The organism is Pseudomonas sp. R76 (genome assembly GCF_009834565.1).
Classification (GTDB): domain Bacteria; phylum Pseudomonadota; class Gammaproteobacteria; order Pseudomonadales; family Pseudomonadaceae; genus Aquipseudomonas.
In genome coordinates, this window is the sequence record NZ_CP019428.1 from 4,643,034 (window position 1) to 4,657,292 (window position 14,259).

Sequence of the window (14,259 nt, forward strand, 5' to 3'; positions counted from 1 at the left end):
TCACTTACCAAATATTTTTTCCGCTGGCCCTTGAGCCCTGTGAATACCACCTTGGTGCTCCACGCCTCTCATCGCAGGTGTAATATTCCACCACTCTGCCTTACCACCAAATTTATTCTCTATAACATGATGAGCATCGTAATTTCTAGTAGCCTGATTTCCATATTTATCAATGTACGTTTCTTTTGGCCAGCTCGCGCCTGTATTTTTTTCCCACTCTACTCGCAGGCTTGGCAACTTACTATCAAACTCCGCCCTGTTCAGCTTCACCTCTTCTTTAGATAAACGTGAATAATTGTTCTCTCGCAGATCAGCTTTCAAAAGTTCTAACTGTTTAGGCGTGAACTGCCTACCGGTCAAATTCTGGATGTCCGTAAGATATGACTTTGCATCCTTGGCCAACTGAGTGCTAAGAAGTCCTGTCGCGTTCTCACCATTTTGAACAGTGCCTCCTACACTATTTGAAGTGGCTTTTGCACCAAGACCAAAATCCGTAGCGCCATCAACCGCCTTACCACTAACGGTAATGGGACCCCGATCGTAGCCTGCCGGAAGATTGTTGCTGTATTCCCCCTTGGTCCATGGTAACGCAGTGTTTGTACCTTTTGTTGCAACGGCTTCCCCTGCCTCTTTCGCGCCCGCCTTTTCCCCCACCAGTAGAAGAGATTTACCTTCAGCCAACTTGGCGGCACCCTTGAACAGCGCAATTTCTATCGCCGCCCGCGCTGCCGCCGTCCCATAATCACGGATGGGATTAACGTCGCCGGGGTAGGTATTCATACTGAACGAGGCGAGTACTTTGCTCCCCTGCGTGTATTCATAAGGCGTTAGCAGTGCGCCCGTTGCCTGCATACCATCGTGGAAAGAGAGCGCGCCGCCCAAACCAGAAAGTGCAGGTGCAGCACAACCCACGACGGTCACGCAGGCAGGTGCCGTTAGAATTGCGCCGCCGAATCCGCCTGCAGCCCCCATTGCCCCCAGAATCGCGCGGCTCGCATTGCCAGAGCGGGTAAGTGCCTCGTCATTCTTCAACAGCTTGTCGTTGGCTTTATCCCACCGGCCGTACTCATCAAAAGCACCTGTTGCCAACAGTTGTTTCTGAGCATCTTTAAAGGCGCCGCCATCCAACTCAAGGTCACGGATGGCTTTGTAGTTTGGATCTTCTGTCGGAACGGAAGCACTGCAGTGCACCAAGGCACATGCCGCCGCCTTCAGTTTGTAAGCATTGGCCGGATCGTCTTTCTGCAACTCCTCAAGCGCCATTGTTTCTTTCTGGTGCAGTTGGCGGTTGTACTGATCCGCCATTTGCGAGACCCACGACGCTTTGTTGACATCGCCTCCGGCCAGCCCCGCTGCGGTCAGACCGACCACTTGTGCGAACGCCTGTCTCAACTCCGGTTGCTTATCAAAGGTATCGTTCAGGACCTGCGCCATTGCCTGGCTTGCCCCCGCCGCGATAGCACCCGTCTTGAAGTCGCCGCCCGTGGCGCTGGCAACCGCGCCACCAAACAAGGCGTGCATGGTGACGCGAGCTGAGCCGCCCTCCGCCCACATCGCCATGCCAGTGGTATCACCTGCCTTCTTTGCGGCCTGCCAGTGGTCCTGGGCATAGCCGCCTACGTAGTTGAACGCCGTCGCAGCCACCACATTCCCGGCCTGCGAAACCAAGCCACCGGTAACGTTCTTGCCCAGACTGCCGCCACCCACCACTGTCTGGATGGTGCCTGCAGCCACACCTTGGGCGCCCGCGTGAACCGCAAAGCCTCCAATGCCCTCCAGGGTTTTGAGGTCAAAACCTTTGGTGAGGTTATTGAATGGCTTGGTAGTGCCTCCCAAGTTCGGATCGATGACACCCGTCGTGAAACCGGCGGCAAGGCCAGAAATCAGCGCATTTTTCAGGTTGTCACTGCTGAATGTGTCTTTAAAGGCGGCGCCGAGATTGCCTTTGTTGTTGATGACGCTCACCGCGCCGGTGCCCGCCAAGGAAGTGAGCATGCCGGTTGCGATCACGTTACCCCACCCCGCTGCCGCTGCCGTTGCAGCTGTAGCTACGGTGGCGGCGGTGGTTGCGGTTGCCGCAGTCGCCGTGGTCGCAGCCGCGCCAGCCGCCATCGCCGAGCCCGGTGCTGCACCGGCCAGAGAAGCCACACCGGCACTTGCAGTGCCTGCCGTCAACACAGTCACGATAATAATGATCGCCAGCATCGCCCCCTGCCCAAGGCTGGAGTTGCTGTACTTATACGAGTCGTGTGTTTCCTTGATCAGCTTCCAGTCAACATCGCCACGCTTCTCAGCATCCTTCAACCAGGCCATCTGCGGGTCGGCCTTCACCATCGCATCAATGGCCTGGCTGACGGTCTGTTGATTGACCTGTTTGACATCGATATGCAGACCATCAACGGCCTTGATCGCGATTTCACCCTTGGCAACCATCTGAGTCTGCCTGAGGGTTTCATCGGTGTTGCCTTTGCCGCTCATGCTATTCCAGGCGAGGCTGCTTTTGCTCTTGGCGTGGCTTTCCTGATCGAGATCTTTGACGCCCTCGAAGGTCACGCCACCACCGCTGGCGATGGTCAGGTCATTGCCACTGTCCAACTTGGCAGCCTGGTATTTCTGGTCGCCCTGGCTCTGAATCGTAAGGTCGCCACCGGTTTTGATTTCGCTACCGATGTTGGTGACTTTGGTCACTTCATCGCGCTGGGTTTTCTTACTGCCCCAGCTGCCCTTCTTCTTCATGTCATACAGCGAATAATCGCTGTCTTCCGCCGACAACAACCCCAGGTTGCCGCCCGCCACCAGATACGCTTCATCACCCGCACTGATACGGCTGGCAATCATCGCCAGGTCCTTACCCGCACCGAGCGAGACATCCCCACCTGCACTCAGCGTGGTCGACACCTGGCTGACATGATCTTCCTGACGCTTTTCCTTTTTGGATTTGCTGGAGGAGTGTTCCTCATCCGCTGCGGACGCCAGAAACAGATCGCCGCCAGCGCTCATGTTGATGTCACGCTTCGCGTCGATCTGGCTGGCGATAGCCGTGATGTCTCGGCCTGCTTTGACGTTGATGTCGCGACCGGCATCTACGCTGGAACCGTTTTGCGTGGCGTCGCTCGATTGCAGGCGTCTGCCCATATCGGTTGCATTGCGCTCTTCGGCGGACACCAGGCTGGCATCGCGCCCGGCCACAATTGTGGTGTCACGACCGCTGTGCAATACGCCACCCACGCTGGCAACGTCTTGGCCGGCGCTGATATCCAGGTCATTAGCCGCCTCCACCCGAGCCGCACTGTCCACATAGTCCCGATGCTGCGAATACCCCCGCCCGCTGTCGTCCCACCCGGTCACGCTGCGTTCGTTGATCACATCGCCATTGATCGCGGTCATCGTCACGTCGCGCCCGGCAATGATGCCGCCGGCTTTGTTGACGATATTGTTACCGGCCAGCAGGTCCAGGCGATTGCCCGCTTCAATCAGCCCGCTGTTGGTCAGGTCGTTGGCGGCCTTGGCCGACAGGTTGTTGTTGGCGCGCAGGGTGCCGGCGTTGACCAGGTTTTCGCCGGCGATCAGGTTCAGGTCATTACCGGCGATCAAGGCACCGTTCGGAGCCAGGCGGTTGTCGGCCTGGGCCAGGTACAGCAACGGCACCAGGACTTTTTCACCGTTCACTTCGTGCTCTTCCAACCACACGATGTCGTGGGTCAAGGCGGCAACCTGTTGCGAGGTGAGGCTTACGCCCATCGACAGGTTCAGCTGCTGTTTGCTGCTGATCGCGTTGTCCATCAGGTACTTGAACAGCTTTTCGTCGGTGTTCTGGCCGTCGATAAAGCGTTGACCGGTACGCGCTTGCACCGCCTGCTGAACCAGGCGCTGTTCGTAGAGGCCATCGCCCAGGCGTTTCCAGCTCTCATCGGGGTTGTAGCCCAGGCCTTGCAGCAGGTAGTCCGAGCTCATGAATTGGGTGAGATTGGTGAGTACCGGGTTGGTCTCGATCAGGTACTTGTGCGGTTGCGAAGACGCACGGCTGTCTGGCAGGCCCTGGACCCGGCTGAAGGTTTGGCTGGCCAACGGCGTGGGTTGGCCCACGGCCGTTTGCGGCGCAATGGCAGCCACGTGGGTGCCGCGATCACTCACGTCGGGGCGAACGCCGCCCGCAGCGAGGTCATCGCCAGCGGTATGCACAGCCCGGGCGGCACGGTCGGCTGCCGACAGACCCGACAGGTCCACCGCAGGCTCGGAACCCTGCGCCGGGTTGCGCGCATCTATGCCCGCTACACGGGTGATGTCGCCGCCACCAGTGCGGCCGGGTTGTAAGGGCTGCCCGTCAGCGTTGCCGACAGCGTCAATCTTGATCGCGCTGGCGACGGCGTTGATTGCGCCAGCCTCACGCGCAGTCAAGGTGATTTGATGGGTACTGGCGATGACTTGGGCAGCCCCCGCCACCTGGATCGTGCGCCCCTGGTTTTCGGCCAGCGCCTGTTCACGCTTGGCCGGGTCGATACTGGCGCTGCCCAGCGCCCACGCCTGAGGCCCGCCTGGGTTACCGGCAACCTGGCCGCTGGTACCGCCGTCGCCACTCAAGCGGAACAAGCCGTTCTGCCCGCTTGGCAAGCCGAAGCCTGGCAGGGTCAAAGGGTTGACTTGGCGTTGGGCAAGGTCAGGCGGCAGCTGTGCATTCAGCACCACCACTTGGGTTTTGTTGGCGCCCACACCGGTATTCAGCGAGCGGTCACCCACCGCCAGCGCCGTTTTGAGCACGGTGATGTTGTTGATGTTTTTACTGGCGGTGAGTTGAGCGTTGCCGCCGGCCTGGATAATCGCCGGGGCGACTACTTGCGTGCCGCCTTCGACCGGTATGGGCGCATTGATCCCCGAAAACAGCGACGGGCTGAACCGTGTCATCAACGCGGCAAACGCCGCCTCATCCACCGGCGAGCCTTGAGGGTGCGCGTTGTTATACGCCTGCACCGCCGCGACCATCTGGTTGTACTGGCCCTTGGAGACTTTGGTAACGGCGCTGTATTCCTTGCTCCGGGTGCCGGAGCCACCGGTGGCTGCCAGGTTCTGGATGTTCTCGCCGGTGATCGACAGGTCATTGGCCGCCGACACCACGCTGTAGCGGTTGGTGAAGTTCTGGCCGGTAATCACCATGTTGCGCCCGGCGCTGAGGGTGGCCGAAGGTGAGGTTTCCTCGACCACACTTTCAACCGTGCGGCTCAGCGTCACCGCAGGCCTTCTGTCACTCCAGCCGCCGCTGCAATGTTGCGTGCAGCGAATGCCGACGCCCACCGACGTCAGCTTCTGGTTGAGCTGGAATTTCTCACGCTCGTTGACCACGTCATTGGCCGACAGCCTGAGGTCGCCCCGGCTTTCGATGCTGGCAGAAACGTTGCGCACGCTCTGTGCGGCTGTCCCGCCGGCAACACCGGCCACCGTCAGGTTGCCCAGGCTGTAGAAGTCCGAATAGTTGTTGGTCAGGCTGCCCACATTGAACGTGGCGTCCTGACCACTGAACACGAGGCCGCGCGCACCGATATCGCCCGCCACATGATCGTTGAGCAGGCTTTGCGCCGTCAGGTCCAGGTTTTGCGCCGCGCCCAGCGACCCGGTGTTGACGACGCTCCCCGCGTCGATGCGCAGGCCGCTGCCGGCGGTGAGGCGCCCGCGGTTGGTCAGCTGGCCGCCGACACCCACATGAGTGGCGCCGCCGCCTGCCAGGCTGCCGGCTTCCTTGAGGGTCATTTGCGCGGCGGTAAGGTCCAGCGTACCGACACTGGTGATTCGACCGTTGCCTTCATAACCGCCGGCCAAGTGCACGGCCACGCTGCCGTCACTGGCAATCAAGCCATCGTTGTTCCAGTTGCCGCCGCTGCCGACCAGGCTCTGCGACGCCAGCAGCTGCCCACCTGCGGTCTGGTTCAAGGTGTTGACGTTCACCGTCAAACGGCCTGCCTGGATCACACTGCTGTTGGTCCAGTTGTCCGCCGTCAGGGTCAAGCCGCCGCGCGTCACCACATTGCCCCCGGCACGGGTGAGGTTGGCGGTGGCGATATCAAAGGTGCCGGTGCCGCCATGCAACACACTGCCGCCCTGGTTCTGCAGGCTGCCGGTCAGGGTGAAGTCGCTGTTGGAGGTCTCCAGCCGGCCATTGCGGTTGTCGATTTGCCCAGCCACCTGAACCGTGGTTTTGCCGTTGCTGCCGAGGGCGCGCAGTTGGCCGCCGACGTTGTCCACATCAGCGGCCAGCAGGTTCAGCGTGGTGTCGCTTTCAATCACCCCGGCCTGGTTGCGCAACGCGCCGCTGAGCCCCAGGTCGATCACGCCAGCACCGATCTGGCCGCTGCTGTTGTCCAGCGTTTGCCCGCCGACCCGCACCAGGCCCTTGGCGTACAAGCCGCCGTTGGCGTTGGCGAAATAGTTGGCGTTGACCACTGCATCGCCCGTTTGCGCGGCGATGCGCCCGTTCTGGTTGTCGATGCGGTTGGCAAGCAGGTTCAGGCCCTGGGCGCTGACCAATTTGCCGCTCTGGTTATTGATATCACCGCCGACGCTCAAGCCCAGGCCGGTCTGGCCCTGCACCTTGCCCTGGGCGTTGTTCAGGCCTGCAGCATTCAACTGCACGTCGGCGTCCTGGCTGTAGATCAAGCCGTCGGTTTGGTTTTGCACGCTGCCGGTGCTGGTGATGACCACCCGCTCTTTACCAGCGAGGGTGCCGCGCTCGCTGTTGTCCAAACCACCGGTGAGCAGGGTCAGCAGGCTTTGGCTGATGATCTGGCCATCGGCGTTGTTGTAGACCTGGTTCGCCCGCTTCAGCAGCAGCGGCCCGGCGCTGGCCAGTTTGCCGCCGCTGTTGTTGAGGTTGCCGAGCAAGTCGAGGGTCATGCGCCCGTTGGTGATCAGGCTGCCACCGTTGTTGCTCAGGTCGGTGCCGGTGAAGGTAAATGCTTGTTGCGCGGTCATCTTGGCCTGGTTGGCCAGGGTAGCCGCTTGCACCTCCAGTTCGGCGCCGCTTTCGATCAAACCACCCGCGCCATTCACCAACGCGCCGGTCACTGCCAGCTTCTGTCCGGTGCCGCTGGACAGCACGCCTTCGTCACGGTTATCCAGGCTGGCCGCATTCACGTCCAAACGCCCGTGGCTGACCAGTGCGCCCGCCGTGTTGTTTTGCAGCGCGCCGCTCAGGCGCACATCAATCGCGCCGCTGCGGCTGGAGAGTGTGCCGTGGTCGCGGTTGTCGAGGTTGCCGCCGCTGACGCTCAGGCCTTGCCAGCCGCTCAACAAACCCTTGGCGGTGTTCACCAACGTGTCCGCGTTGACGCTCAGCGTCTGGCTGCTGATCAGCTTGCCCGCGCTGTTGTCGAGGCTGCGCGCCGTCACCGAGAAGCCTTGCAGGCTGGAGATTTCGCCGCCGCCGTTGTTCAGGTCGCGCAGGTTTTTAAGGGTCAGCGGGCCGTTGGCGAGCAGCAGGCCGTTGCGGTTATCCAAATCATTGTTGTTCAGGTCGAGGGTCACGCCCTGCTCGCCGACGATTCGCCCGCCTGCCGCAGCCAGCGCATTGACGCTAACAGCCATCGCACCTTTGGCCGAAACTTCACCACCGTTGCCGGTGTTCAGGCTGGCAGCGTTGAGGTTCAAGGTGCCGAGGCTATTGATCAGGCCCTTGTCCTGGTTATTCAACTGGCCGTCGCTGCTCAGCAGCAGGTCGCCGCGGCTGTTTACCGTGCCGCCACGGTTATCCAGGGCGGCGGCGCGGGCGTCGAGGCTGGCAGCGCCAATCATGCCGTTGAGGTTGGCCAGCGCTTGGTTGATACGCAGGGTCAGGCCTTGGTTGCTCAGCAGCTTACCGTTGCTGTTATCCAGGCTTTGCGCAGCCAGAGTGAAGGCCTGGCCGCTGGAGATTTCGCCGTTCTGGTTGCTGACGGTGTTGAGGTGAGTGAGCTGCAACGGGCCTTTGGCATTGAGGAAGCCGCCGCTGTTGTTCAGCGCGCCGTTGTTCAGGTCCAGGCTCAAGCCGGCGTTGCTGAACAGCTTGCCGCCTTGCTGGTCCAGGCCAGTGACGCTGGCGGTCACGCCCTTCTCGCCGCCGATGCTGCCACCGTTATTCAACTGCGCGGTGGTCAACGTCAAGGTGTCGCTGCTGTTGAGGTGGCCGCCCTGGTTGTTCAGCACGCCGGTACTGACCAGCGCCGCGCCCTTGCCGCTGATGACGCCTTGCTGGTTGCCGAGGCTCGCGCTGTGCAGCGTCAGGTTGCCATCGGTGACCAACTTGCCGTTCTGGTTATCCAAGCCCCCGGTGACGGCGACGCTCAACCCTTGGGCGCTGGAAAGGCTGCCCTGGTTGTTGATGAGGCTGCGCGCCTTGACGCTCAGCGCGTCCTCGCTGCTCAACACGCCTTGGCTGTTGTCCAGGTCGCCCGCCAGCTCCAGCATCAACGGTTGTTGGCTGAGCAGCTTGCCGCCGGTGTTGTCCAGTGACGTGCCGGTGAGGGTCAGGCGCTGGCCGTTCAACTCACCGAGGGCGCGGTTGATCACCTGGTCCACCGCCAGGGTCAGGCTACCGTCAGCAAACACCGAGCCTTTGTCACTGTTGTTCAACTGCTGGCCGGTGATGCTGACGTCTGCGTTGCCGCTCAGCGCGCCCGTGCGGTTGTCGATGCTACCCACGTCGAGTTTCAGCGCTTTTGTCGCGCCTACCAGACCGTTGCGGTTATCCAGGTGGGCGCCGCTGAGGTGCAGGCCTGCGGTGCTGATCAGCTTGCCATTCTGGTTGTCGAGCTGGTTGATGGTGGCAGTCACCTGCGCCTTGCCGGCGATCTCGCCACTGCGGTTGTCCAGGGCGGCGCCGGTCAGCAGCAAGTCACCGTCGGCAACCACGCTGCCGCGCTGGTTATCCATAAGCTCGGTGGCGCTGATCGCGACATCGCCACGGCCACTGAGCATGCCATCGGTATTGTTCAAACGGGTGCTGCGGGCGTCCAGGCCAACGGCATTGATATGGCCTTTGACGTTGGCCAGCAGTTGCTCAACGCGCAAGGTCAGCCCTTGGTTGCTGATGAGTTTGCCGTTGCTGTTGTCGAGGTTTTTTGCCGCCAGGGTGAAGGCGTTCTGGCTGGAGATTTCGCCGTGCTGGTTGTCGATGTTGGCGAGGTTGTTCAGCACCAGGATCGGTGCGTTGATCACGCCCGCGTTGACCAGCTCGCCATTGTGCAGGTCGAGGTTCAGCTGGGTGGTGCTCAACAGCTCGGCACCGCCGAGTTGAGTGAGGCCGGTGAGGCTGGCGTTCAAGCGGCCAACGCTGCGGATATGCCCGCTGTTGGTGACTTGGGCGGCCGTCAGGTCGAGGCTGTCGGCACTGGTGACGTAGCCCTCGACACCGTTTGTAAACGCGCCGGTGGTGAGAGTTGCGGCGCCCTGGCTTTTGATCCGGCCGCCGGAGTTATCCAGGCTGGCGCTGGTCAGCGTGAGGTTTTGCGCGCTCTCCACGGTACCGTTTTGGTTAAGCAACTCTGTCGCGCTGGCGATCCTCAGCGGGCCGGCGCTGGAGAGGCTGCCGCCAGTGTTATCGATGCGCTGGGAAGCCAGGTCCAGCGACCCTTCGCTGCTGAGTTTGCCGCCCATGTTGTCCAGCCCCGCCGACAGCTGCAGTGCCAGCGAACGCTTGGCGCCGACGGTGCCGTCCGTGTTATCCAAACGGGCGCCGCTCAAACGCGCGTCCTGGGCGAAGACCAAGCCTTTGGCCTGGTTGATCACTTCATCCATCGCCAGTTCCAGCGCCGTCCCGGCCAACAGCTTGCCGCCGCTGTTATCGAGGCGCTGGCCGTGGAGGTCGATGTTCTGCTGGCTGGAGATTTCCCCGGCGCGGTTATCGACACGGTTGATCGCGAGTTTCAGCGCTTTTGTCGCGCCGAGGACGCCGCCGTCGCGGTTATCCACGCTGTCGGCGTTGAGCGTCAGGTTGCCCTGGGCGACCATTTGGCCGCCCTGCTGGTTCAGCACACCCACGGTGGCCTCCAGATCGTTCTGACTGGCAATGCGGCCCTTGGCGTTTTCAACATTCTCAACGTTCAGGCGCACCGGGCCGATGGCGCTGACCAAACCGCCGTTCTGGTTGTTCAGAGATTGCCCGGTAAGCCCCAGCGACTGCTTGCTGTTGAGCACGCCGGCGCGGTTATCCAACTGGCCGACGTGCAGGTTCAGGTCCTGATTGGCACGCACCGCGCCGCCACGGTTGTCCAGGCTGTTGCTGCGCAGGGTCAGCAGGTTTTGCCCCGAGAGGCGGCCGGCGCGGTTGTCCACGCTGCCGGCCTGGATATCCATGGCGCCTTTGGCGAGCACGCCGCCTTTGGCTTGGTTATTCAACAGGCCGTCGACCTTCACCGTCAGGCTGCCATCGCTCACCAGGCTGCCGGATTGGCTGTTATCGAGGCTGGCCGAGGTCACATTCAAACGCTGGCCGCTGCCCAAGGTGCCGCCGCTGTTGAACAAGGCGCCTGAAGTGGTCAAATCAAGGCTGTCGTCGCCCATGACTTGGCCGTCGAGGTTGTTCAAACGAGCCGCTTCAACGTTGAGCGCGGCAGCCGTAATCAGGCCTTTGACGTTGGTCAGCGCCTGGTCGAGCTTGAGGGTCAGCGCTTGATCGCTGAGCACTTTGCCGTCGCTGTTATCCAGGCTCGTCGCGGCCAGCGTGAAGGCGTTTTCGCTGGAGATTTCGCCGTTCCTGTTGGCGACCGTCGACAGGTTGTTAAGCAGCAAGTGGCCCGGCGCATGGATCAGGCCACCGGCGTTATTGAGGTGGCCCTGATTCATGTCCAGGCTCAGGTCGCTGAGGCTGTAGAGCTTGCCGCCGCCGCGCTGGTCAAGGCCGGTGACGCTGGCGGTGAGGGCCTGGTTGCTGGCGATTTGGCCGTCGAAACGGTTATCCACCTGCCCTGCCGTCAGGTCGAGGCGCTCGGCACTGGTCAGGCGCCCGCTGTACTGGTTATTCAGCGTGCCGGTGGTGACCTGCACGGCGCCGTCGCCGATGAGTTTGCCGCCACGGTTGTCGAGGCTGGCGCTGTTGAGCGTCAGCGCCATGGCGCTGAGCAGTTCACCGCTGACGTTGCTGAGTGCACCGGTGGTAGTCACGTGCTGCGCCGCACCGCTGCTGATGCGGCCGGCGTCGTTATTCAGCGTGGTGGCTTGCAACCTGAGGTTGTCATCACCGCGTACGGTGCCTTGTTGATTGTTCAGGTGACCCAGTGTCAGTTGCATCGCACCGTTGGCCAGCAGGCGCCCGCCGTGGCTGTTGTCGAACAGATCGGCATTGGCCTGCATTGCCCCCGCCGACGCGACGCTGCCGCCGCTGTTATCAAACTGGCCGATGCTCAGGTTCAGCTGTTGGCCGCTGACGAAACGCCCGCCATGGTTGATCGCGATGCCGTTGTTGGTGACGCTGAGCAAGGTGTCGCCTTGCAGCAGGCCCTGGCTGTTGTCCAGCGTCAGGCTGCTCAGGGTGGTGGTCGCGCCGATGATTTCGCCCTGGCGATTGCCCAGCGCGGTGTCGACGAATACCTTCAGGTCATCACGCACTTTCAGCGAACCTTCGGCGTTGACCAGGCTGTTGGCGCGCAGGTCCAACCCTGTCGCCGCGACCAGGCCCTTGGTGTTATCCAACGCCTTGGCGATGCGCACCAACAACCCTTGCTCGCTGAGCAATTTGCCGCCGCGGTTATCGAGGCTGTCGGCGTTGAAGGCCAGCGCCTGGGCGCTGGAGATTTCGCCACCGCGGTTATCCACACTGTTGAGGTTGCTCAGCAGCAACGCACCCGGCGCATGGATCAAGCCGCCCTGGTTATTCAGGTGGCCGTGGTTCAGGTCGAGGCTCACGCCCGCCTGGCTGTAGAGGTTGCCCTTGGCGCTGTTATCGAGGCTGGCGGCGCTGATTTGCAGCTGGCCCACCGCACTTAACAGGCCGGTTTGGTTGAGCAATTGCGCGCTGATCAGTGCAGTCAGGCGGCCGTCGCTGGTCAGCTTGCCGCCGCTGTTGTCCAGGCTGCCGGCGTTGAGGTCAAACGTTTGGCCGGCGAACAGCGTGCCCTGGCGGTTATCGAGCAGGCCGAGGCTGTTGAGGTTGAGGGTGGTGTCGCCTTGCAGCAGGCCTTGGCGATTGTCCAGCGAACCGCTGCTGACCGACGCCGTGCGCGCCAACACTTTGCCGTTGCGGTTATCCAGCGCCGCGTCGACCTGTGCGAGCAGGCCGTCACCGGCGCTGAGTGTGCCGCCACTGTTGTTCAGGCTGCCGGCATTGATATCCAGGGCTTTGGCCGAGACCAGGCCTTGGGTATTGTCGAGCGCCTGGGCGATGCGCACGGTCAGTGCCCGCTCGCTCAGAAGTTTGGCGTTGCGGTTGTTCAGGGTGTCGGCAGCCAGGGTAAAGGCCTGGCTGCTGGAGATTTCGCCGCCCCTGTTATCGACGCTGTTGAGGTTGCTCAGCAGCAAGCGCCCTGGCGCATTGATCACGCCGCCGCTGTTATTCAGGTGCCCGCGATTGAGGTCGAGGCTGACATCGCCTTGGCCGAACAGGCGTCCGTCATTGTGCTGATCAAGGCTTGCGACATTGGCATTGAGCACCTGCCCGCCACTGATGCGCCCGCCTTCGCTGTTGTCGACGTGGCCGGCTTTCAAGTCCAGGCGCACATCGCCGCGCACAGTGCCGTGCTGGTTATTCACCTGGCCTGTGGCATTCAGAGTCAGCGACTGCCCCGCCGACACCAGCCCCGCGACGTTATCCAACGCCGCCAGTTGCAGCGTGACCTGCGCCTGGCTCGACAGCTCGCCGTTGCGGTTGATCAGTTGGCCGATGCCTGCCGTGAGGTTGCCGGTGCTGGTGACCAGGCCGCCTTGGCTGTTGAGCAGTTGGTCGGCATTGATGCCGAGGCTGCCGGCGCTGAGGATGCGGCCTTGGTTCTGGTTGTCGATCTGCGTGGCGGTCAGTTGTGCAGCGCGTTGGGCGCTCAACGTGCCGCGCTGGTTGGCGAGTTCGCCGGTGGTGACACTGAGGTCGCGGCTGGCGATGACGGTCTTGCCGGTGTTGTCCAGGGACTGCGCATTCAGGCGTACGTCGCCTTGGGTGTTGCGACTGTTATCGGCGTTGACGCCGGCTTCGATAATGCCGTTGTTGGTCAGCCGGCCACCGGCGTCCAGCGTGATGCTGTCTTTAGCGGCGAGGGTTTGTTGATTGGTCAGTGCGCCTTGGGTTTTGATCGACAAATCCGTACCGGCATAGACCGCGCCTTTGGCCTCGACACTCTGCGCCTTGACGTTAACCGCCGTACCGGCCGAGGTCTGGCCCATCACCACATTGCCAGCGGCATCAATCTGAATATCGCCGCCAGCCACCATGTCACCCGACAGCCGCACACCCACACCGGCCTCGGTGCCCACCAGCTTCACCGCGCCCACATACATGCCGCCGAGCGCCGACGAATCAATCGCCAAATCCGGCGCCTGGCTGCCGTCCGCTGCGCGTGCCGAGGCATTCAAGGTGCGGGCGTCGACGTCGTTGCGACCGGCCACGATGGTGAGTTTTTTTGCCTGGATCTGCGCGTTGATGGTGGTGGCGCGGGTGATGATTTCGAACTGGTCGACGTTGCTCGCGTTCAGGCCGGCGCCTTCGATGGCGACGCTGCCTTTATCGACTTGATAACGGCTGATCTGGCCGTTTTCGATCACCGCTTTACCGGTGGTGAGCGTGGCCTGCGGGGTATTGATAAAGCCGCAGCCGTTGCAGCTGATGCCATACGGGTTGGCGACGATTACATGCGCCGACTGCCCCGCCACTTCGGTGTAGCCGCGCAGTTGGCTGGGGCTGCCGCCATTGACTTCATTGAGGATGATATTGGCGGCGGTGCCGCGAAAATTCGGGTTGCCGAGAATAATCCCGCCCAGTTGCGTGGACTCGGTCCGATTTGTCGAGTTGTTGAGAATGACGCCGTTGGCACCGACGTTGTAGTCATGGAATTGGTTGTGCGACAGCCCGCTGGCGTTCGGCGCGGCGATGTTGACGATGGGCACGCCATTGCCCGCTTGCGCCAGGCCCGTGCCCGGTGCGCTCACCACGATGCCGTCGGCCTGGGCCAGCAATGGCTGCCAGAACATGGCGTTGGCCAGAATCAACGCTAACCCACGTTTAGGCAGCCCCAGGAAGTGGGAACGGCTTTTTACGGCAGCAGAAGGCTGGCGCGCGAGGAAGGCGAACTGGCGAACGTCCATGTCATGTCC

Annotated in this window: 1 protein-coding gene; it reads right to left on the minus strand. The window is 61.9% G+C overall.

Annotated elements, in window-relative coordinates; translation table 11 throughout:
• Window positions 1-14,250 (minus strand): two-partner secretion domain-containing protein, encoded by a 14,250-nt coding sequence (locus PspR76_RS20850; protein ID WP_159958336.1) that lies wholly within the window; start codon window positions 14,248-14,250, stop codon window positions 1-3.
• Window positions 14,251-14,259 lie beyond the last annotated feature (9 nt).